At 58.7% G+C, this 19,517-nt stretch carries 22 protein-coding genes; 13 read left to right on the top strand and 9 right to left on the bottom strand.

Going from position 1 to position 19,517, the window contains the following annotated elements:
- Positions 1 to 187: 187 nt before the first annotated feature.
- Positions 188 to 1,888 (top strand): long-chain-fatty-acid--CoA ligase FadD1, encoded by a 1,701-nt coding sequence (gene fadD1 / locus LOY56_RS19820; RefSeq protein WP_258616704.1) that lies wholly within the window; start codon positions 188 to 190, stop codon positions 1,886 to 1,888.
- Between the two features lie 141 nt (positions 1,889 to 2,029).
- Here fadD1 and LOY56_RS19815 read toward each other — a convergent pair whose 3' ends face one another.
- Positions 2,030 to 2,407, bottom strand: coding sequence for a hypothetical protein (locus LOY56_RS19815; RefSeq protein WP_258616703.1), 378 nt, complete (start codon positions 2,405 to 2,407; stop codon positions 2,030 to 2,032).
- Positions 2,408 to 2,598: 191 nt separating this feature from the next.
- Here LOY56_RS19815 and LOY56_RS19810 point away from each other — a divergent pair, with 191 nt between their 5' ends.
- From LOY56_RS19810 to def, 3 genes are all read left to right on the top strand, one after another.
- Complete coding sequence (locus LOY56_RS19810) at positions 2,599 to 2,790, top strand: CsbD family protein (protein WP_258616701.1); 192 nt, start codon at positions 2,599 to 2,601, stop codon at positions 2,788 to 2,790.
- 170 nt (positions 2,791 to 2,960) lie between these two features.
- A complete protein-coding gene (locus LOY56_RS19805; RefSeq protein ID WP_258616700.1) occupies positions 2,961 to 3,923 on the top strand; it encodes a YihY/virulence factor BrkB family protein in 963 nt (320 codons plus the stop codon).
- On the top strand, positions 3,920 to 4,459 hold the full coding sequence (def, locus tag LOY56_RS19800; RefSeq protein WP_258616699.1) for a peptide deformylase: 540 nt from the start codon (positions 3,920 to 3,922) through the stop codon (positions 4,457 to 4,459). The genes LOY56_RS19805 and def overlap by 4 nt, the downstream gene beginning before the upstream one ends.
- A gap of 31 nt (positions 4,460 to 4,490) precedes the next feature.
- Here def and LOY56_RS19795 read toward each other — a convergent pair whose 3' ends face one another.
- Entirely contained in the window at positions 4,491 to 4,919 is a 429-nt protein-coding gene (locus LOY56_RS19795; RefSeq protein ID WP_258616698.1) for a GNAT family N-acetyltransferase, read from the bottom strand.
- Positions 4,920 to 5,320: 401 nt separating this feature from the next.
- Complete coding sequence (gstA, locus tag LOY56_RS19790) at positions 5,321 to 5,923, bottom strand: glutathione transferase GstA (RefSeq protein WP_258616696.1); 603 nt, start codon at positions 5,921 to 5,923, stop codon at positions 5,321 to 5,323.
- Positions 5,924 to 6,022: 99 nt separating this feature from the next.
- Here gstA and LOY56_RS19785 point away from each other — a divergent pair, with 99 nt between their 5' ends.
- Entirely contained in the window at positions 6,023 to 6,898 is an 876-nt protein-coding gene (locus LOY56_RS19785) for a LysR family transcriptional regulator (RefSeq protein WP_258616695.1), read from the top strand.
- A gap of 1 nt (position 6,899) precedes the next feature.
- On the opposite strand, the gene LOY56_RS19780 is transcribed toward LOY56_RS19785, so the two are convergent.
- Positions 6,900 to 7,532, bottom strand: coding sequence for a glutathione S-transferase family protein (locus tag LOY56_RS19780; RefSeq protein ID WP_258616694.1), 633 nt, complete (start codon positions 7,530 to 7,532; stop codon positions 6,900 to 6,902).
- Positions 7,533 to 7,599: 67 nt separating this feature from the next.
- Entirely contained in the window at positions 7,600 to 8,631 is a 1,032-nt protein-coding gene (locus tag LOY56_RS19775; RefSeq protein ID WP_258616693.1) for a LacI family DNA-binding transcriptional regulator, read from the bottom strand.
- A 216-nt stretch (positions 8,632 to 8,847) separates the two neighbouring features.
- On the opposite strand from LOY56_RS19775, the gene LOY56_RS19770 reads away from it, so the two are divergent.
- Both LOY56_RS19770 and LOY56_RS19765 read left to right on the top strand, forming a co-directional pair.
- Positions 8,848 to 9,381, top strand: a complete 534-nt coding sequence (locus LOY56_RS19770; protein WP_258616692.1) for a gluconokinase — start codon at positions 8,848 to 8,850, stop codon at positions 9,379 to 9,381.
- Between the two features lie 80 nt (positions 9,382 to 9,461).
- The gene (locus LOY56_RS19765; RefSeq protein ID WP_258616691.1) at positions 9,462 to 10,814 is read left to right on the top strand and encodes a GntP family permease; all 1,353 of its coding nucleotides are present in this window, start codon (positions 9,462 to 9,464) and stop codon (positions 10,812 to 10,814) included.
- 170 nt (positions 10,815 to 10,984) lie between these two features.
- Here LOY56_RS19765 and alaC read toward each other — a convergent pair whose 3' ends face one another.
- Positions 10,985 to 12,202, bottom strand: coding sequence for an alanine transaminase (gene alaC / locus LOY56_RS19760; RefSeq protein WP_258616690.1), 1,218 nt, complete (start codon positions 12,200 to 12,202; stop codon positions 10,985 to 10,987).
- A gap of 138 nt (positions 12,203 to 12,340) precedes the next feature.
- Here alaC and LOY56_RS19755 point away from each other — a divergent pair, with 138 nt between their 5' ends.
- The 3 genes from LOY56_RS19755 to LOY56_RS19745 all read left to right on the top strand — a co-directional run bounded on the left by LOY56_RS19755 (position 12,341) and on the right by LOY56_RS19745 (position 14,146).
- On the top strand, positions 12,341 to 13,003 hold the full coding sequence (locus tag LOY56_RS19755; protein ID WP_258616689.1) for a LysE family translocator: 663 nt from the start codon (positions 12,341 to 12,343) through the stop codon (positions 13,001 to 13,003).
- 68 nt (positions 13,004 to 13,071) lie between these two features.
- Positions 13,072 to 13,560 carry a GyrI-like domain-containing protein gene (locus LOY56_RS19750; RefSeq protein ID WP_258616688.1) on the top strand — a complete coding sequence of 163 codons (489 nt, stop codon included), beginning with the start codon at positions 13,072 to 13,074 and terminating at the stop codon, positions 13,558 to 13,560.
- Positions 13,561 to 13,657: 97 nt separating this feature from the next.
- The gene (locus LOY56_RS19745) at positions 13,658 to 14,146 is read left to right on the top strand and encodes a GNAT family N-acetyltransferase (RefSeq protein ID WP_258616687.1); all 489 of its coding nucleotides are present in this window, start codon (positions 13,658 to 13,660) and stop codon (positions 14,144 to 14,146) included.
- Between the two features lie 57 nt (positions 14,147 to 14,203).
- Here LOY56_RS19745 and LOY56_RS19740 read toward each other — a convergent pair whose 3' ends face one another.
- Both LOY56_RS19740 and LOY56_RS19735 read right to left on the bottom strand, forming a co-directional pair.
- Positions 14,204 to 14,752: a nucleotidyltransferase family protein gene (locus tag LOY56_RS19740; protein ID WP_258622785.1), complete on the bottom strand. Its 549-nt coding sequence runs from the start codon at positions 14,750 to 14,752 to the stop codon at positions 14,204 to 14,206.
- Between the two features lie 41 nt (positions 14,753 to 14,793).
- Positions 14,794 to 15,279 (bottom strand): GNAT family N-acetyltransferase, encoded by a 486-nt coding sequence (locus LOY56_RS19735; protein ID WP_258616686.1) that lies wholly within the window; start codon positions 15,277 to 15,279, stop codon positions 14,794 to 14,796.
- Positions 15,280 to 15,421: 142 nt separating this feature from the next.
- On the opposite strand from LOY56_RS19735, the gene LOY56_RS19730 reads away from it, so the two are divergent.
- From LOY56_RS19730 to LOY56_RS19720, 3 genes are all read left to right on the top strand, one after another.
- The gene (locus tag LOY56_RS19730) at positions 15,422 to 15,847 is read left to right on the top strand and encodes a nuclear transport factor 2 family protein (protein WP_007898742.1); all 426 of its coding nucleotides are present in this window, start codon (positions 15,422 to 15,424) and stop codon (positions 15,845 to 15,847) included.
- Positions 15,848 to 15,976: 129 nt separating this feature from the next.
- On the top strand, positions 15,977 to 16,321 hold the full coding sequence (locus LOY56_RS19725; RefSeq protein WP_258616685.1) for a YciI family protein: 345 nt from the start codon (positions 15,977 to 15,979) through the stop codon (positions 16,319 to 16,321).
- 100 nt (positions 16,322 to 16,421) lie between these two features.
- Positions 16,422 to 17,657 carry an RNA polymerase sigma factor gene (locus tag LOY56_RS19720; protein WP_258616684.1) on the top strand — a complete coding sequence of 412 codons (1,236 nt, stop codon included), beginning with the start codon at positions 16,422 to 16,424 and terminating at the stop codon, positions 17,655 to 17,657.
- Positions 17,658 to 17,726: 69 nt separating this feature from the next.
- Here LOY56_RS19720 and LOY56_RS19715 read toward each other — a convergent pair whose 3' ends face one another.
- Entirely contained in the window at positions 17,727 to 19,343 is a 1,617-nt protein-coding gene (locus LOY56_RS19715) for an inorganic phosphate transporter (RefSeq protein WP_258616683.1), read from the bottom strand.
- Positions 19,344 to 19,517 lie beyond the last annotated feature (174 nt).

Below are 19,517 nucleotides of genomic sequence, written 5' to 3'. Positions count from 1 at the left end.
TATTTAGTCATTAAAGTGACTTCATGGGCTGATTTTGGCTCTAGTCGGCCTTTGGCAAAGCTGCTACTCTCGGCGCGCTTTGTGACTTCTCGGCCTTGTAAAAAGCCAGACTCACCAATAATCAAGCATCAATAATAATCGCATCAAATGCGGTATTTGAATTCGCGTTGCTGAGGAGTGGGCTTCCATGATCGAAGACTTTTGGAAGGATAAGTACCCAGCTGGAATTGCTGCCGAGATCAATCCAGACGAGTATCCGAATATTCAGGCAGTGTTGAAGCAGTCCTGCCAACGCTTCGCTGACAAACCGGCATTCAGCAACCTGGGCAAGACAATCACCTACGGTGAACTGTACGAATTGTCCGGTGCCTTTGCCGCTTACCTGCAACAGCATACCGATTTGCAGCCGGGCGATCGAATCGCCGTGCAGCTGCCCAACGTGTTGCAGTACCCGGTCGCCGTTTTCGGTGCCATCCGCGCCGGGCTGATCGTGGTCAACACCAACCCGCTGTACACCGCGCGGGAAATGGAACACCAGTTCAATGACTCCGGTGCCAAAGCCCTGGTCTGCCTGGCCAATATGGCGCACCTGGCCCAGACCGTCGTGCCGAAAACCGGCGTCAGGCATGTGATCGTCACTGAGGTGGCCGACTTGCTGCCGCCGCTCAAGCGTCTGCTGATCAACAGTGTCATCAAGTACGTGAAGAAGATGGTCCCGGCGTATCACTTGCCCAAGGCCATCAAGTTCAATGACGTGTTGCGCAAGGGCCATGGCCAGCCAGTGGTTGAAGCCAACCCGGCCAGCAGCGACATTGCCGTGCTGCAATACACCGGCGGCACCACCGGCGTGGCCAAGGGCGCGATGCTGACCCACCGCAACCTGGTGGCGAACATGCTGCAGTGCAAGGCGCTGATGGGCTCCAACCTCAACGAAGGTTGCGAGATCCTGATCACCCCGCTGCCGCTGTACCACATTTATGCCTTCACCTTTCATTGCATGGCGATGATGCTGATCGGCAACCACAACATCCTGATCAGCAACCCGCGTGACCTGACGGCGATGGTCAAGGAACTGTCGAAGTGGAAGTTCAGCGGTTTCGTCGGCCTGAACACGCTGTTCGTTGCGCTGTGCAACAACGAAGCGTTCCGCAAGCTGGATTTCTCCAGTCTGAAAATTACCCTGTCCGGCGGCATGGCCTTGCAACTGGCCGCGGCCGAGCGCTGGAAAGCGGTCACCGGTTGCCCGATCTGCGAAGGTTACGGCATGACCGAAACCAGCCCGGTGGCCACGGTGAACCCGAGCCAGAACATCCAGGTCGGCACCATCGGTATTCCGGTGCCGTCGACCCTGTGCAAAGTCATCGACGATGCCGGTGTCGAGCAGCCGTTGGGCGCCATCGGTGAACTGTGTGTGAAAGGTCCGCAAGTCATGAAGGGCTACTGGCAGCGTCAGGACGCCACCGATGAAATACTCGACAGCGAAGGCTGGTTGAAGACCGGTGACATCGCGTTGATCCAGCCTGACGGTTACATGCGTATTGTCGATCGCAAGAAAGACATGATCCTGGTCTCCGGTTTCAACGTGTACCCCAATGAGCTTGAAGACGTGCTGGCGACCCTGCCGGGCGTGCTGCAATGCGCGGCCATCGGTGTGCCGGACGAGAAGTCGGGCGAGGCGATCAAGATCTTCATCGTCGCCAAACCGGGTGTGACCCTGACCAAGGAACAGGTGATGGAGCACATGCGCGCCAACGTCACCGGCTACAAAGTACCCAAAGCCGTGGAGTTCCGCGACGCGCTGCCGACCACCAACGTCGGCAAGATCCTGCGCCGCGAACTGCGTGACGAAGAGCTGAAGAAACTGGGCGTGAAGAAAGTCAGCGCCTAGTCAAAAAAAGCCCCGCAGTGTGGTGCGGGGCTTTTTGTTACCTGCCTGATCGTTCCCACGCTCTGCGTGGTAACGCATCCCGGGACGCTCTGCGTCCGGTGCGGCATTCCCACGCAGAGCGTGGGAACGATCTAAGGGTGATTACTGGCGGAACTGCGCGAAATCAACGTTGGTACCGGTCGGGCGCATGTCCTGCAGGTAGGCGTCCTTGTCGGCGCTCAATTCCAGGCTCAGGGCCGCCTTGCGCTTGCCCTGGTTGCGCACCACCAGGCCTTCGAGTTTTTCGCGCAGGAACACCGTCGGCACTTTCAGGTGCAGCAGTTCGTCGGTATCCGGAGTGTGCATCAGCAAGTGAATCCATTCGTACTGACCAATGGCCAGACGCGCGACCGGAATATCGAACCAGAAAATATTGCGATTGCGGTTCAATTCGGTGAAATGGCAGTTGTTGACGCCAAGCACAGCACCGCCGAGTTCCTGGTTTCTGCGGGCAATGGCCTGCTTTTTATCGAGTTTCATAACCTTCCTACGGGATTGGATCTTCAGCGCCATGGCCTGAGTACGTTGCGCATTCTCGGGGCAAAGCCTGTAAACATAAAGCCTAACCTGCGAAATGTCCGGTTAATAAATAAATGAAACTCCGCGTAAAGGCTCCCGGTCAACCCTTGTGTAACCACTTTCCCCGTTGAAATGTTCACAGGAGAAATGCCATGAGCAGCACCGGCGATAAAGTAAAAGGTATGGCAAACGAAGCGGCCGGCAACGTAAAACAAGGCGTTGGCAAAGCCACTGGCAACGAGAAGCTGCGCTCCGAAGGCGTGGCGCAGGAGAGGAAAGGCGAAAACCAGCAAGCGATCGGCAAAGCCAAGGATGCTCTTAAAAAAGGCATCGACAAGGCGTAATCCGGGCGTTGACGAGTAATAGAAACGGCCATCCGCGGATGGCCGTTTTGGTGTCAGCTTGAACTTGAGCAAGGAAATTGTTTCAAAGTCGCCAAGTAGGCTACTTTGTTGTAGAAAACGGCCCCTGAGTCGCCATGACTTCAACCTTTTTGCGGCGAAAGGAGACGCGAATGTTTTTTCCGACCATGAAAGGTTTGCCCCTGCATCGGGTGATGATGCGCACGGTCACCGAGTTCGTCGACGACGAGATGTCGACCTATGCCTCCGCGCTGGCCTATCAAATGCTGTTCTCGCTGTTCCCTTTCATCCTGTTCCTTATCGCCCTGATCGGTTTCCTGCACTTGCCGGATTTTTTCTCCTGGCTGCGGCTGCAATCGGAACTGGTTCTGCCGCCCCAGGCGCTGGAGCAGGTGAACCCGGTGATCGACCAGCTGCAGCAATCCAAGGGGGGATTATTGTCGGTGGGTATCGTGATCGCCCTGTGGACCGCCTCCGCGGGTGTGCGGTTGATGATGAGCGCGATGAACGCCGCGTATGACGTGGTCGAAGGCCGTCCGGTCTGGAAGCGTTTTCCGCTGTCGATTTTCTACACCATCGGCATCGCCGGCATGTTGCTGATCGCCGCCGCGCTGATGGTGCTCGGGCCGCAGGTGATGGGCTGGATCGCCGCGCAAGTGGGTCTCGAAGATTTCATCGTGACCGTCTGGACCATTGTCCGCTGGCCGGTAATCGTGATTTTGCTGATGATGGCGGTGGCGCTGATTTACTACGTCATGCCCGACGTCAAACAAGAGTTTCGCTTCATTACCCCAGGTGCGGTGCTGTCGGTGGTGGTCTGGATCATTGCCTCGCTGGGCTTCGCTTTTTACGTCAAAACCTTCGCCAACTACAACGCCATGTATGGCAGTATCGGCGCGATCATCGTGTTGCTGCTGTACTTCTATATCTCCGCCGCGGTGATGTTGCTCGGCGCGGAAATGAATGCGGTGATCGAGCACATGTCGCGCGAGGGCAAAGACCCTGGCGAGAAGGTCCCTGGCGAGCATGGCCCCGGCCATGAAGAAAAACACCACGTGTCGGGACTGGGACGGGACCATTCAATCAAACCGACCACTGACGAAGCCATAAAATGATCCGTGAAATTCTGAAAATGGGCGATGAGCGCCTGCTGCGCATTGCCCCGCCGGTGCCCGCAGAAATGTTCGACAGCCCCGAGTTGTGGCGACTGATCGACGACATGTTCCAGACCATGGAAAGTGTCGGCGGCGTTGGCCTGGCCGCGCCGCAGATCGGTGTCGACCTGCAACTGGTGATCTTTGGTTTCGAACACAGCGAGCGCTACCCGGACGCCGAAGCGGTGCCGCAGACGATTCTGATCAATCCATTGATCACGCCATTAAGCCCATTGATGGAGGAGGGCTTCGAAGGTTGCTTGTCAGTGCCGGGGCTGCGCGGTGCGGTGGATCGTTATCAGCAGATTCGTTATGAAGGCTTCGACCCCAAGGGTGAGCCAATCGTGCGCATCGCCTCGGGATTTCACGCGCGGGTGGTGCAGCATGAATGCGATCACCTGATCGGCCGGTTATACCCGTCGCGCATCACTGATTTCAGCAAGTTCGGATTTACCGACGTGATGTTCCCGGACCTTGATCCAGCGGCAGACGATTAGATCTTTTGATCTTCGCTGTTTACCTGCAACATTATCCGCTCGACCCCAACAACGGCTCCAAACCCATCGCGATCATCGGTTTGCTGCGTGCGTAACGGCTCAACCGTTCAGCCATCGCGTAGGGCAGGGGTGGGTCGAATGTAAAACCCCGACGCTCATAAAAGCCGCGTAAATCCGGATGGCAAAACAACCAGACCGGCTCTTCGAGGTGCTTGACGGCGTGGGCGATCAACGCTGCGGCGATCCCTTGCCCGCGACAGCTTGGGGCGACGAACAGCCCGGTCAGCCAATGCCCACCGGACACTGGCCGCAAACATAACGCCGCAATGATCTCATCGTGTTTTGCGACCCACAGCCGAGCATCGCGGACCGCTTTCATCGACGATTGGTGGGCGCGGTAAAACTTGTTCATCAACGGCCACAAGGGCTCATCAAGCAAGGTGTACTGGGTGTTGGGCATGGCCTGGACTGTCGGTGCGCAAAGCGGACGATTATAAAAGAACGCCGATGCAAGGATAGGTGTATACCTGATCTCACATCCCCTCTGAGTGGAGTGCGCATCATGTCCAAAGGTATGGATTCAAAGAAAGCGGCAAAAAAGAAACCGGCAAAAACCGCCATCGAGAAACGTGCGGACAAGAAGTCCAAGAAGGTGGGCGTATTCGGCCATTGATCCCGCATCAACGGAGCCCGAGTCCTCGGGCTCCTTGTTTTTTATGCCTATCGAAATAATCAGGCAATCGGCAAGAACTCCTGCGCCACTGGCCTCGCTGGCGCTGGCCCGGGAAGCGTTGCAACCCCTTTCACTGATTGCGAATGAGGTCCTCTGTGAGCGAGCCTGTTCGCGATTGATCTAACGCCTTACATCCATTCCGCAGCCAACGCCGCTTTCACGCTTGGCCGCTGATCAACGCGTGCCTGAAACCGCGCCAACGCCGGCCATTGATCCAAATCGATACCAAACACCTGCGTCCAGCGCAACACCGTAAACAGATAGGCATCGGCGATGCTGAATCCGCCCGCCATCAAATAATCCTGCCTCTCCAATGTCTGACTCAACACGACAAAACGCTTGAACAGCTTCTCTTTGATGAGCACCTTCACGTCATCCGGAAACTGCGAATTGAACAGCCAACCCAGCCCGCCATGAATCTCGGTCGAAACGAAATTCAGCCATTCCTGCAAACGCACCCGCTCGAACGTCCCATTCGCCGGTGCCAGATTCGCCTTGGGCCGTAGACTCGCCAGGTACTGCAGGATCGCCGGGCCTTCAGTCAGCACCTCACCGTTATCCAGCTGCAATGCCGCCACGTAGCCTTTGGGGCTGATGGCAAGAAAGTCCTCGCCGGTGACGGTTTTCTTGGTGCTGTTGTCGACACGGACCAACTCGAACGGCAAATCCAGTTCGCGCAGCACAATGTGCGGTGCCAATGAGCAGGCTTGTGGGGCGTAGTACAACTTCATGGGCAGGGCTCTGGTTGCGGATTTGCGCCAGTGTCATAGTGCGCGGCGTACTCGGTAAAATTAATCTTTCAGAAAATCGCCATTAGGAAAGCTACTGCCATGATGAACCTGATGCACTGGCGAATGGTGTTGGCGGTGGCCGATACCGGCAACATTACCCGGGCCGCCGAGCGGGTCGGAATGACCCAGTCCGGTGCCAGCCAGGCGCTGGCCCTGGTCGAAGAAACCCTGGGCGTTCGGCTGTTCACTCGGGAGAACCGCCAGACGCTGCCGACCGCCATTGGCTTGCCTGTGATCGAACAGGCGCGAATCATGCTCGGCGCCCTCGAGAACATTCGCAGTACCGTCGACGCCACTAAAGACATTCAGCGCGGAACCATTCGCCTGGCGAGTTTTCCGTTGGTGCTGGCGACCTTTCTGCCGCCATTGCTGCGCCGGTTCAATCAGCTGTATCCCGGCATTCAAGTGGTGGCGCTGGAGGTCAGCGACGATGAAGTGGAAACGTTGCTCAATGACGGGCTGGTGGATGTCGGCGTGGTGTTGAACCCGGCGCCCGTGCGCAATGCCGGTCGTTTGGGACAGGATGCCTGGGTGGCGGTTCTGCCCGGTGGCCACCCCTTGGCGCGCCGTTCGAATGAAGAGGGCGTCTCACTGGCGGAACTGGCCGAGCAACCCTTTGTGCTGGCCACCGGCGGCTGTTCGACCAATGCCCGCAGCCTGGCGGCCGATGCCGGGCTGCAACTGCTGGATGTGCGGGCCGAGGTGCGTGAATGGAGCAGTGCGTTCACCCTGGTGCGGGAAAACATCGGCGTGACCCTGGTGCCGGAAATGACCCTGCCGACCCATCGCCAAGGCCTGCGCGTAGTGCCTGTGACGCCGCGTATTGATCGGGAATTTGCGTTGGTGGTCGCGCCCAACAAAGCGCCTTCGGCAGCGGTGCGAGCGTTGACGGGTATGCTCGCAATGCCTTACTGAATCAAGGCACACCGTTGCAGGCATGTTCCATGAACCCCGGCCGTAGCGCCAGTCGTTGGCAATAGGCGTCGACGGCGGGGTAGTCCGGGCGCTCCATCGGGGTCATTCGCCAGCGGTTGACCGACAAGCCGATGAGGATATCGGCCAATGTGAACCGAGGCCCGGCGACATAGCCGCCGGTCGCCGTGAGTTGCTGTTCGAGGATGCCCATTTTCGCGTTCCAGCCGCGAACGCCATCAGCAATCCGCTGCGAGTCCTGAAAGCCCGGCAATTGTCTGACCAGGGCGAAAAAGGCGTAACCCCACGATGGGTTGAGTTCAGTGGCTTGCCAGTCCATCCATTGCTCCACGCGAGCGCGGGCCGCCGGCTCGGTGGGCAGCAGGTCCGTGTTTTGGTATTTGCCGGCCAGGTACCGGCAAATGGTATTGGACTCCCACAGCACGCCGGCTTCGTCGATGAGGACCGGCACCTGTGCGTTGGGGTTGAGCTGGAGAAATTCCAGGCTCTGGGTCGATGCGAAACCGCTGCCCCAGTCTTCGCGTTCGTAGGGAACGCCCAGTTCGTCGCAGGTCCACAGGACTTTTCTGACGTTGATTGACGAGGCTCGACCCAAAATTTTCAGCGCATGTCCCATTGAGCTTCTCCGTTTGCTGCTCCAGGTATCGGGAATCTAGCACGCGGAGGATGGGAATGGTCGTGCGTCAGGTGCTCTCGCGCACCTTCAATTCAAACCCCATGTCTTGCACCGGTTTGGTCACTGAATTGCCGGCCAGCAAGGTCAGCATCAGCTCCGCGGAGCGACGGCCAATGGCTTCTCGCGGGGTGCTGATGCTGCTCAGGCGCGGCACCATGTGCTCCGATGCCGGCAAGTCGTTGAAGCCGAGGATCGCCACGCGTTCGGGGATCTTGATGCCATTGCGCGACGCTTCGAGCAACGCGCCCTGGGCCAGGTCGTCGTTGCCAAAGAAGATGGCATCGACGTCCGGATGGGCTGCGAGCAGTTGCAGGAACAATTCGCCGCCCAGACCCACCGACGAGGCTCGCGGCGTCAGCACTTCCAGGTCCGGATCATACAAGCCGACCTTTTGCAGCGCGCGGCGGAAACCTTCGCCGCGCAGCAGCGTGCGCTGGTCCAGTTGCGCACCGATGTAAGCCAGACGCTTGCGACCGCGTGACAGCAAATGCTCGGCCGCGGTTTCGCCGGCAGCGACTTGCGAAAAGCCGACACAATTGAGCCCGGCCGCGCTGTCCAGTTCCATCATGTAGACGCAGGGAATGTTGCTGGCCTCGATCATTCGCCGCGAACTTTCGGTGCGGTCGAAACCAGTCAGCAGCAAGCCGCGAGGCTGATAAGCCATGTAATTGCGCAGCAGGTTTTCTTCTTCATCACGCGAATAATGGAAGTTGCCGATCAGCACTTCGAAGCCCTTTGGTCGCAAAACCTGATGAATGGCTTCCAGTGTGTCGATGAACAGCAGATTGGACAGCGAGGGCACCAAAACCACCACGGAATGGCTCTGGGCCGAGGCTAATGCGCGGGCGGCGGGGTTGACCACGTAGTTCAGGTCGAGGGCGGCCTTCTGGACTTTTTCCACCAGTTCGGTGGCCACCGTGCTGACGCCGCGCAAGGCGCGGGAGGCGGTAATCGGGCTGACACCGGCCAGGCGCGCGACTTCGTTGAGGGTAGGGCGGCCAGTGGTGCGCGTATTTTTATCGTTTTTAGGGGTATTCATCGGACGGCTTGCCAAACAAAATTCAAGGTACTAAGGTAGCGCTGTCTCGAGGTGGCTGCAAATGCATGAGCGGGGGTTGCCTGATCCTCGCTTTTTTGGCATCGAGAACGAACAGCTGCAACCCACAAAAATGACAAGAAGGCGTCGGCAACTTCTGCTTTTGCACTAATAGTTTCACTTAGCAAAGGTAGCGCTGTCTGCGCGCTGAGGTGTTACATGAATCATCCCATCACCGCCCTGGTCATCATGGGCGTTGCCGGTTGCGGCAAGACGTGCGTCAGCCAGTCCCTGTGCCAGCTTAGCGGCGCGACCGCCATTGAAGGCGACACTTTTCACCCTGCCGCCAATATCGAAAAGATGAGTGCGGGTATTCCTTTGAACGATGAAGACCGTGCCGGCTGGCTCGACAGCTTGTGCGATGAACTGCGCCGCGTCGATGCCAAGGGCGAGCGCCCGGTGCTGACCTGTTCGGCCCTCAAACACAGTTACCGCGAACGCTTGCGCAGTGCCTTGCCGGGCCTGGGCTTCGTTTTCCTTGAGCTAGCCCCCGAAGTCGCCGCCGATCGTGTGTCTCATCGGCCGGGGCACTTCATGCCGTCGACCTTGATCGACAGCCAGTTCGCCACCCTTGAATCGCCCGTGGGTGAGCCCCTGACCCTGACTCTGGATGCGTCGAGTCACAGCGTCGATGAGTTAGCGAAGCTGGCCCATACCTGGTGGCTCGATCATGGCTTGAAACTCGCCAGTTGAGTTTTGCTCCAAGAGATAGCGCTGTCCTGACGGCATTTGAATAACCGCTTTAATAACAACAACAACCAGGAGACACCCTAATGTTTGGCATGTCCCACGAGTCATTCCTGCTGCTAGACGCAGTGGTCACAGTGATCGGGCTTATCGTCCTGATCACCAAGTTCAAGCTTCACCCCTTCATTGCCCTGATCATCGCCGCTGCCTTTCTCGGGCTGACCTCCGGTATGCCGATCGGCACCATCATCAAAGCGTTCCAGGACGGCTTCGGTGGGGTGCTCGGTTTCGTCGGGATCATCCTGGCGCTGGGCACCATGCTCGGCAAAATGATGGCCGAGTCGGGCGGGGCGGACCAGATCGCCCAGACCCTGATTCGAGCCTTCGGCAAAGACAAGGTGCAGTGGGCCATGATGTTCGCGGCCTTTCTGGTCGGCATCCCGCTGTTCTTCGAAATCGGCTTCGTGTTGCTGATCCCGCTGGTGTTCATCGTCGCCCGTCGTACCGGCGTGTCGATCATCAAGATCGGTATCCCGCTGCTGGCCGGTTTGTCCGCCGTGCACGGCCTGGTTCCACCGCACCCGGGTCCGTTGCTGGCCATCGGCGTGTTCGGTGCCGACATCGGTAAAACCATTCTTTATGGCCTGATCGTTGCGCTGCCAACGGCCATCATTGCCGGCCCGATCTTCGGTACGTTCATTGCCAAGCACATCCCCGGCCATCCGAATCAGGAACTGGTGGATCAACTGGTGCGCGATGAGGATGCAGGCGATCTGCCTAGCTTCGGCATCACCCTGATCACTGTGCTGTCGCCCGTGTTCCTGATGCTGCTCAAGACCTTTGCCGATGTGGTGCTGCCGGACGGCAACTTCTTCCGCACCTTCATGGACCTGATCGGTCACCCGATCTCCGCGTTGCTGCTGGCATTGTTGCTGTCGCTGTACACCTTCGGCTACAAGCAGGGCATCGGTTCGCAACAGATGCTCAAATGGCTGGACGCGAGCCTTGCACCGACCGCCGCGATCATTCTGATCATCGGTGCCGGTGGCGGCTTCAAGCAGATGTTGGTAACCAGCGGTGTAGGTGATGTGATCGGTCACATGGCGGTGGAGGCGCAGATCTCGCCGATCCTGCTGGCCTGGCTGGTGGCGGCGGTGATCCGTATCGCGACCGGTTCGGCCACCGTGGCAACCATTACTGGCGCGGGCATCGTGGTGCCGGTGGTGGGGATGATTCCGGGTGTGAACCGTGAGCTGCTGGTGCTGGCCACCGGTGCCGGTTCGTTGATTTTGTCCCACGTCAACGACGCAGGTTTCTGGCTGGTGAAGCAGTACTTCAATATGACCGTGGCGGAAACCTTCAAGACCTGGACCGCGATGGAAACCATCCTGTCCGTGGTGGGCTTGGGCTTCATCTTGCTGTTGTCGTTGTTCGTTTAAGCCGATCGGCAGACACAAAAAAACCGCAGCGATGCGGTTTTTTTGTGGGTGACGATCGTTCCCACGCTCTGCGTGGGAATGCCTCAACGGACGCTCCGCGTTCGGCTCTGGAAGGGACGCGGAGCGTCCCGGGCCGCATTCCTTTGCTGCGCGTGGGAACGATCAATGTGTCAGACGATGGTTTTGGTAACCAGCCCATCCGCCCGGAACATCCCGCGAATCCCGCGTACGGCCTGACGAATCCGGTCCTGGTTTTCGATCAGCGCGAAGCGCACATGATCATCCCCGTACTCACCAAACCCCACACCCGGTGAGACACAGACCTTGGCCTCGGCCAGCAGTTTCTTGGCGAATTCCAGCGAGCCCAGGTGTGCATAAGCCTCGGGGATCTTGGCCCAGACGTACATCGACGCTTTCGGGTTTTCGACCATCCAGCCCAGTTCATGCAGGCCTTTGACCAGCACGTTGCGACGCTGCCGGTACTGATCGGCGATGTCTTTGACGCACTGCTGATCGCCTTCCAGCGCCGCGATGGCCGCGACTTGCAGCGGGGTGAATGTGCCGTAGTCGTGGTAGCTCTTGATCCGCGCCAGGGCGTTGACCAGCTCCGGGTTGCCGACCATGAAACCGATGCGCCAGCCCGCCATGTTGTAACTCTTGGACAAGGTGAAGAACTCCACCGCGATGTCCTTGGCGCCGGGCACCTGCATGATCGACGGGGCTTTCCAGCCGTCGTAGACGATGTCGGCATAGGCCAAATCGTGCACCACCAAAACGTCATACTGTTTGGCGAGGGCGATCACTCGCTCGAAGAAGTCCAGCTCCACGCACTGGGCGGTAGGGTTGGACGGGAAACCGAGGATCATCATCTTCGGCTTCGGGATCGAGCCGCGAATCGCTCGTTCCAGCTCGGCGAAGAAGTCCACGCCAGGAATCAGCGGCACCGACCGCACCTGAGCGCCGGCAATCACGGCTCCGTAGATGTGAATCGGGTAGCTCGGGTTCGGCACCAGCACGGTGTCGCCCTGGTCGAGGGTGGCCAGCATCAAATGCGCCAGACCTTCCTTGGAACCGATGGTGACGATGGCTTCGGTTTCCGGGTCGATGTCGACTTCGTAGCGATCCTTGTACCAGTTGGAGATCGCCCGGCGCAGGCGCGGAATCCCTTTGGACGTGGAGTAGCCGTGGGTGTCTTCGCGCTGGGCAACGGTGACCAGTTTTTCGACGATGTGCGGTGGCGTGGCGCCGTCGGGGTTGCCCATGCTCAAGTCGATGATGTCTTCACCACGACGACGGGCGGCCATCTTCAGCTCGGCAGTGATGTTGAAAACGTAAGGGGGGAGTCGATCTATGCGCGCAAAGCGGCGCTGCGAACCTTGTTCGGCCATTGTTGCCTCGGATAACGTAAGCGCCCGGAACCGTCCGAGCGACGCTGGCCACTGCGGTGGCCTGTGGCGGAATGTAAGGGCAGTCGTGGCACACTGTCTAGCCTGCGCATCAATAAATTTTCCCCAAGGATATGGTCGATGGAATTTACCAGTGGCTTCTTGTTGAGCCTTTCGCTGTGCCTGGACATCGGCGTGGCCAATATCGCGATGATCACGCTGGCGATGCAGCGCGGCTACTTTCAAGGCTTTGCGTTGGGGCTGGGAACGTGTGTCGGCGATCTGATTTACGCGGTACTGGCATTGGCCGGCATGACCGTATTGCTGCAGTACGAAACCGTGCGCTGGGTGTTGTGGATTGGCGGGTCGGCGTTGCTCCTGTATTTCGCGGCGAAGATGATTTATTCGGCGATCCACCATGAAGCGCTACTGGCGCAAACCGCGGAGGTGGGGCACAACTCGCGCCGTCGCGAGTTTTTCCGCGGGATTTTTCTCGCCATGTCATCGCCCAGTGCGATTCTCTGGTTCGCTGCGGTGGGCGGCACGCTGATCGCCCGTTTCGGTGGCGGCGGCGCACTCAGCTCGGCGCTGTTTCTCGGTGGTTTCTTGTGCGCCGGAGTGCTCTGGTGTGTCGGTCTGTGCTTCGCTGCGAGCCACGGCGGCAAATTGCTCGGTGACAAACTGCTGCGTTATTCCTATATGGCATCGGCGGCGATCTTCTGCTATTTCGCGGTCTACGTGATCCTCTCGGGCTATAACGAGTTCATCGGTCCGGGCGCCGCCGAGCAGTTGCATACACTGTAATTGGGCGAATCGGATTTGGCTTCTATACTCCCAGCCGAACCCATTTTTTTCGTACCAGGAGTTGAGTCATGGATGAGCAAACAGGCGCCGAAAGGGCTAAACAACGCTTCGAAAACGGGCACTTCCTGCTCATAGCGGGGCTTGGTGGGCGATTTACCCAAGAGACGGCGAAAAAACAGATTCCCAAGTTGTGGGAGCAATTTGTCCCCCACATCGGGAAGGTGCCCGGGCAAAAGAGCGAAGTGACCTACGGCGTCTGCTGCAACCCCGACGGCAAGGGTGGCTTCGAATACATCGCCGGCGTCGAGATCAGCAAGCTCGACGACCTCCCCGAGAAATACCGCTGGGTCGAGATTCAGCCTCAGTATTACGCAGTGTTCGAGCACAAAGGCTCGCTGGATACCTTGCCTCAAACCTTTCAATACATATGGGAAACCTGGCTGCCGCAATCCGGTCACGAGGCGGCGGACGCCCCGGAGTTCGAGCGTTACAGCGACGATTTCAACCCAAAGCTCAACACCGGTGTGCTGGAAATTTGGCTGCCGCTCAAAGCGTAAAAAGCGAGTCGAGCGGCGGATCGGTGATTCGCCTCTCGATGTCGTGTTGATGCTGATTTATGATCCCCAACCTTGTCCACGCCGAATCCGAGCTGCCATGAACACCGTCATCCGCCACGTTACCCCCACTGACCTGGACCGCTGCTACGCCATCGAAACCATTGCCTACGAAGGCGATGAAGCCGCCACCCGTGAAAAAATCGCCACCCGCATCGCCACATGGCCCGAGGGCTTCATCGTCGCTGAAGTAGAGGGTGTTGTAGCCGGCTTCATCAATTCCGGTGCGGCGTTTGAAGTGCAAATGTCGGACGAGGCGTTCAAGGAACTGATCGGCCACGACCCGGCCGGCCCGCACGTGGTGATCATGTCGGTGGTGGTGCATCCGGACTATCAAGGGCAGGGCCTGGCGAAACGCTTGATGGATGAATTCATCCAGCACATGCGTGCCCTGAAGAAGGCGAGCATCCACTTGATGTGCAAAGAGCAACACATTCCGCTCTATGCCGGGTTTGGTTTTGCCTATATCAAACCTTCGGCGTCCGATCATGGCGGGATGGCGTGGCATGAGATGGTGTTGGAGTTGTAGCAGAGAAAAATGAGGGGTTTTTAGTCACCCAAATTCAGGCCTTCGTATTTTGTTTATTCATCCACTCTCATGCCTGAGCAGCGGCCAGGTTGTCAGCCAGTCTTTGGATCTGAAGCGCTTTTGAAAAATTATGTGCTTATCTGAAACAAATCTTGCAGTCGGCCTGATGACCAAACGAAAAAGATCATCCAGTCCCAGCGGCGCTGCAACCTGACAAACATTGCTCCGCACAAGTCTGACAGCGACCGCCGTTGCTGTTTCCGGCCAATATCTCATCGCATCCGTTGAAGACGTGTAGGGCTGGTCGCCGTTTTGAACATGCATCCTGGCTTGGTTTTTGACCGACCATTTGACTGTTCGATCCAGGCCCCGCAAAGCTTCTTCCAACTGTCGGTCATCTGTGGATGTGCAGCGATCGGCGTCAAACCAGATGACATCAATATCGGTCGAGACCGGGGACGGAACCCGGTTATGCAAGTGATCCCAAACGGCATTCCTGACAAACCCGGCACCGATCCAGCAATCCGGTAAGTTCAGGGAATGAACAAGTTGAAGTAGGCGCCAGCGGTTGGGGTCGCCCGAAATGATTGCCTGGATCCTTGAGATGTCGGCAGGTCACCGCGCGGCGAACCGCATGCCTCTACGAATCAGAAAACCAGACCCATCCGCCGTTCATAACCGATCCGGCCCTTGTACGCTTCACCACTGTCGACAAAACCGTACTTGGCATACAACGCGATGGCCGATTCATTGTCCGCATCCACCGACAATTCCAGCCCTTTGATTTCTGGCCAGGCCTGGCGCGCGACCTCGGGCAGCGCTTGCAGGCAGGCTTTGCCATAGCCTTTGCCCTGTGCGCGGCGATCGACTTGCAGGGCGTGCAGGGTGGCGCTGTGTTCGTCGGCCCAGGCCGGCAGCACCGGTGGGCGCTTGAGCAGCAGGAAGGCCACCGGGGTATCCTCTACGAGTAGTGCAAAGCCTTTGACGCCTGGGCCGGGTTTGGACAGCAAGGTGTGCAACGCACCGTGAATGTCGCCGGAGAATCTGATTTGCTCAGCGTGAATTTCGATGGCTTCGACCTGTTGGCGTTGCAGGGCATTCAGGCTTTCGTAAGGCACGAGTCGGGCTGTCACTGGAGTGTCCTTTTTCCAACGGAAATGAGCCTCGAATTCTAGCGAATTTGCACCCATGGATTATTTTTATTTCGGTTGTCGATTTGGCATTTCGCCAGACGACTAAGGGTGTCTTCAACAAAAAAAACCACGGAGAACCCTCATGAATGCTCAGACACAAATCCATAACCTGATCGAGAACTATCGTCAGGCGGTCATCGCCAAGGACGTGGAAAAGGTCATGGCCCTTTATGCCGATGACATCGTCTCCTTCGATGCCGTCAAAGCCCTGCAATTCAAGGGCAAGGCGGCCTACCGTGCGCATTGGCAGGAATGCATGGAGATGTGCCCCGGTCCGCACATTTTCGAGTTCCACGAGATCGACATCGTGCCGTCGCAGGAGATCGCTTTCGCGCACTGGCTGGCGCATTGCGGCGGCACCAATGAGAAGGGTGAAACCCAGGCCTGCTGGATGCGCGTCACCGCCTGCTACCGGCAGGAAGCGGGACTTTGGCAGATCGTCCACGAACACTGGTCGGCACCGTTCGACATGACGAGCGGCGCGGCGCTGTTCAACCTGGAACCCTGATCGTCTTGCCTGATTCGTCGGGCTGTTTATCGGAAAGCAACGCCAAAGCCGCCATCTGCAGCCATAGTTGATCAGTTCGATCAGGGCAGAGCTCCAAGAGATGGAGAGCCCCAAAGAACGGAGAGTCCCATGAAGTATTTATGCCTGGTCTACAGCAACGAGCACGACTTGCACTCGCTGCCCGAAAGCCCCCATGACGCCGAGTGCATGGCCTATAGCGAGTCGATCCAGGGCAGCGGCCGGATGATCGCCGCCGAAGCGCTGGAGTCGGTGCAGACCGCGACCACCGTGCGTATGCGCAACGGCAAAATGTCGATCACCGATGGCCCGTTCGCTGAAACCAAAGAGCAGTTGGCCGGCTTCTACCTGATCGATGCCAAGGACCTCAATGAAGCGATCCAGGTCGCCGGCAACATCCCGGCGGCCCGGGTCGGGTGTGTCGAGGTGCGACCCGTTCGCCAGTTGAATCCCTGAATAACGCTCACAACAGGAGTTCTTTCATGAGCCCACAATCCGTCGCTTCGAAGCGTCTGATGTTCACCAAGGCCATTTTCCCTGAAGGCCTGCCGCACTGATGCCTGGCGAGTCGGTACGGACGCGCGTCGAGCAGGTCTACCGCGAAGACTCGCGGCGGATTCTGGCGACACTGATCCGTCTGCTCGGCGATTTCGACCTCGCCGAAGAAGCGCTGCACGAGGCGTTCTTCGTCGCGGTCGAACGCTGGCAGCGTGACGGCGTGCCGGACAACCCACGCACCTGGCTGGTGTCCACCGGGCGTTTCAAGGCTATCGATGTATTGCGCCGACGCGCGCGTTTTAACGCGTCCCGGCCGATGTTGATCGCTCAACTGGAAGCGCTGGAGCAGGCTGACTGGAGTGATGAGGATGTGGAAGACGATCGCCTGCGCCTGATTTTCACCTGTTGTCACCCGGCACTCGCCGCGGACGCTCAAGTGCCGTTGACCCTGCGCGAAGTCTGCGACCTGACGACCGAAGAAATCGCCCGGGCCTTTCTTTCGGCACCGACCACCATCGCCCAGCGCATCGTGCGGGCGAAGGCCAAGATTCGTGACGCGAAAATCCCTTATCAGGTGCCCACCCTCACGGAACTGCCTGAGCGTCTCGACAGCGTGTTGCGGGTGATTTACCTGGTGTTCAACGAAGGGTATTCGGCGTCCATTGGCAATGAACTGACCCGGGAAGACCTGACGCGTGAAGCGATTCGTCTCGGTCGGTTGTTAATGGAATTGCTGCCTGAACCGGAAGTGATGGGGCTGCTGGCACTGATGCTGTTGCATGAATCCCGGCGCCCGGCCAGGACTTCACCCGACGGCGAGCTGATTGTGCTGGATGAACAGGATCGCTCGTTGTGGGACGCCGAGTTGATTGCCGAAGGCTGTGCGCTGGTGGAGCGGGCATTGACGACGCGGCGCTTCGGGCCTTATTGCTTGCAAGCGGCAATTGCGGCGGTGCATGCCGAAGCGCCGACGGCGGCGGAGACGGACTGGCCGCAGATCATCGGTCTGTATGACGTGCTGCTGCGGGCCGTGCCATCGCCGGTGATCGAACTCAACCGCGCGGCAGCATTGGCCAAGCGCGATGGCCCATTGGTCGGGTTGACGTTGATCGAAGGGATTCTGGCGCGGGGCGAGCTGCTGGATTACCACCTGGCGCACTCGGCACGGGCCGAGTTTTACCGGCAGTTGGGAAGGGCGGAAGAGGCGCGGGCGGCCTATGAACGGGCGCTGGAGTTGACGCAGCAGGTGCCGGAGCGGCGGTTTATCGAGGGGCGGCTCAAGGCGTTGGAATGATGTGATCTTGCGGGCCCTTTCGCGGGCAAGTGGGGCGCCACAGCGCTCGCTACTACAGGCCCTGTGTGATCAAAACAGCTTGGTGAACAACCAATACAAACTGCCCGACAACACAATCGCCGCCGGCAAGGTCAGTACCCAGGCCATCAGCAGATTGCGGATGGTCTTCATCTGCAAGCCACCACCGTTGGCAACCATGGTCCCGGCCACGCCTGAAGACAACACGTGGGTGGTCGACACCGGCAGGCCGAACATGTCAGCGGCGCCGATGGTCAGCATCGCCACGGTTTCCGCCGAGGCGCCCTGGGCGTAGGTCAGGTGTGTCTTGCCGATTTTTTCGCCGACCGTCACCACGATGCGTTTCCAGCCGACCATGGTGCCCAGCCCCAGGGCGATGGCCACCGCGATCTTCACCCACAGCGGAATGAACCGTGTGGCGTTGTCGATCTGTTGCTTGAACAGTAGCAGCTTGCCGGCGGTGTCGGCATCAAAGTTGCCTACCTTGTTCTTGTCCATCAGGCGAATGGTTTCGCTGGTCAGGTACATGTCGTTACGCACGTTGCCCATCGCTTCGGCCGGGACTTTCGACAGTGAGCCGTAACCCTTCACTTCGTTACCGATGTGGCCCGCCAGCGCGGCGAGGGCGGGGATCAGTTGCGGCGTGGCTTCCTTGCTGCGCATGTAATCGGTCAGCACCGGGCGTGGATCGGCGGGCGCCGGCACCGGCGAGTTTTTCATCAGGGCTTGCTGGGTGACTTCAGCCACCGCAGCGAACTGCAGGGACTGATCCGCCGGCATGGTCCGGTTCAGCGCATACGCCATTGGCAGGGTACCGACCAGAATCAGCATGATCAGGCCCATGCCTTTCTGGCCGTCGTTGGAACCGTGGGCGAACGACACACCGGTGCAAGTCAGAATCAACATGCCACGAATCCACCACGGTGGCGGGGTGTCGCCCTTCGGCGCTTTGTACAACGCGCGATTTTTGACGAAGGCGCGCAATGCCAGCAACAGCAACGCGGCAAACGCGAAGCCGATCAGCGGTGACAACAACAGCGCGTAACCCACTTTGGTTGCCTGGGCCCAATCCACGCCACTGGTGCCGTCACGGCCGTGCATCAGCGCGTTGGCCACGCCGACCCCGATGATCGAGCCGATCAGGGTGTGCGACGAAGACGCCGGCAAACCCAGCCACCAGGTGCCGAGGTTCCACAGGATCGCGGCGATCAACAGGGCGAAGATCATCGCGAAACCGGCGGAGGAACCGACTTGCAGAATCAGCTCCACCGGTAACAGGGCGATGATGCCGAACGCCACCGCGCCGCTCGACAGCAACACCCCCAGAAAGTTGAAAAATCCGGACCAGACCACCGCGAAATGCGGCGGCAAGGAGTGGGTATAAATCACCGTCGCCACGGCGTTCGCGGTGTCGTGAAAACCGTTGACGAACTCAAAGCCCAGAGCAATCAACAGTGCGACGCCCAACAGCAGAAACGGCGTCCAGGTGGTGACCACCGTGCCGAGTTCGCTCATGTCGTGCATCAGACTGTAGGCGGTGAACAACAGCCCGCTGCTCAGCACCGCAAAGAACAGCACAAGGGTGAGCAGACCAGGTTTTTTATCGAGCTGCAGTTTGGCGCTGCTGGCGGGAGCCTGGGCAGAGGCGGTGAAGGAAGGCGTGGCCATGCCGGACAATCCTGAGCAGAGAAGGAATGTCTCCCATGATCGTTGCTAAATATTACAAAGAGACTGCGCTGGGTCAGTGTTTGGGTTTTTTGTGGGGCCGCGATCCGACGATCTGATCGTTCCCACGCTCCGCGTGGTAATGCCGCCCCGGACGCTCTGCGTCGAGCGATGGTG

This window comes from Pseudomonas sp. B21-048, assembly GCF_024748615.1.
Classification (GTDB): Bacteria; Pseudomonadota; Gammaproteobacteria; order Pseudomonadales; family Pseudomonadaceae; genus Aquipseudomonas.
The sequence above is the reverse complement of the archived record's forward strand: the minus strand, read 5'-3'. Positions and strand labels throughout refer to the sequence as shown.

Excerpts from the sequence above, each read along its gene's own strand:
- fadD1 (WP_258616704.1), top strand. The coding sequence starts at position 188 with ATGATCGAAGACTTTTGGAAGGATAAGTACCCAGCTGGAATTGCTGCC.
- LOY56_RS19815 (WP_258616703.1), bottom strand. The coding sequence starts at position 2,407 with ATGAAACTCGATAAAAAGCAGGCCATTGCCCGCAGAAACCAGGAACTC.
- LOY56_RS19810 (WP_258616701.1), top strand. The coding sequence starts at position 2,599 with ATGAGCAGCACCGGCGATAAAGTAAAAGGTATGGCAAACGAAGCGGCC.
- LOY56_RS19805 (WP_258616700.1), top strand. The coding sequence starts at position 2,961 with ATGTTTTTTCCGACCATGAAAGGTTTGCCCCTGCATCGGGTGATGATG.
- def (WP_258616699.1), top strand. The coding sequence starts at position 3,920 with ATGATCCGTGAAATTCTGAAAATGGGCGATGAGCGCCTGCTGCGCATT.
- LOY56_RS19795 (WP_258616698.1), bottom strand. The coding sequence starts at position 4,919 with ATGCCCAACACCCAGTACACCTTGCTTGATGAGCCCTTGTGGCCGTTG.
- gstA (WP_258616696.1), bottom strand. The coding sequence starts at position 5,923 with ATGAAGTTGTACTACGCCCCACAAGCCTGCTCATTGGCACCGCACATT.
- LOY56_RS19785 (WP_258616695.1), top strand. The coding sequence starts at position 6,023 with ATGATGAACCTGATGCACTGGCGAATGGTGTTGGCGGTGGCCGATACC.
- LOY56_RS19780 (WP_258616694.1), bottom strand. The coding sequence starts at position 7,532 with ATGGGACATGCGCTGAAAATTTTGGGTCGAGCCTCGTCAATCAACGTC.
- LOY56_RS19775 (WP_258616693.1), bottom strand. The coding sequence starts at position 8,631 with ATGAATACCCCTAAAAACGATAAAAATACGCGCACCACTGGCCGCCCT.
- LOY56_RS19770 (WP_258616692.1), top strand. The coding sequence starts at position 8,848 with ATGAATCATCCCATCACCGCCCTGGTCATCATGGGCGTTGCCGGTTGC.
- LOY56_RS19765 (WP_258616691.1), top strand. The coding sequence starts at position 9,462 with ATGTTTGGCATGTCCCACGAGTCATTCCTGCTGCTAGACGCAGTGGTC.
- alaC (WP_258616690.1), bottom strand. The coding sequence starts at position 12,202 with ATGGCCGAACAAGGTTCGCAGCGCCGCTTTGCGCGCATAGATCGACTC.
- LOY56_RS19755 (WP_258616689.1), top strand. The coding sequence starts at position 12,341 with ATGGAATTTACCAGTGGCTTCTTGTTGAGCCTTTCGCTGTGCCTGGAC.
- LOY56_RS19750 (WP_258616688.1), top strand. The coding sequence starts at position 13,072 with ATGGATGAGCAAACAGGCGCCGAAAGGGCTAAACAACGCTTCGAAAAC.
- LOY56_RS19745 (WP_258616687.1), top strand. The coding sequence starts at position 13,658 with ATGAACACCGTCATCCGCCACGTTACCCCCACTGACCTGGACCGCTGC.
- LOY56_RS19730 (WP_007898742.1), top strand. The coding sequence starts at position 15,422 with ATGAATGCTCAGACACAAATCCATAACCTGATCGAGAACTATCGTCAG.
- LOY56_RS19725 (WP_258616685.1), top strand. The coding sequence starts at position 15,977 with ATGAAGTATTTATGCCTGGTCTACAGCAACGAGCACGACTTGCACTCG.
- LOY56_RS19720 (WP_258616684.1), top strand. The coding sequence starts at position 16,422 with ATGCCTGGCGAGTCGGTACGGACGCGCGTCGAGCAGGTCTACCGCGAA.
- LOY56_RS19715 (WP_258616683.1), bottom strand. The coding sequence starts at position 19,343 with ATGGCCACGCCTTCCTTCACCGCCTCTGCCCAGGCTCCCGCCAGCAGC.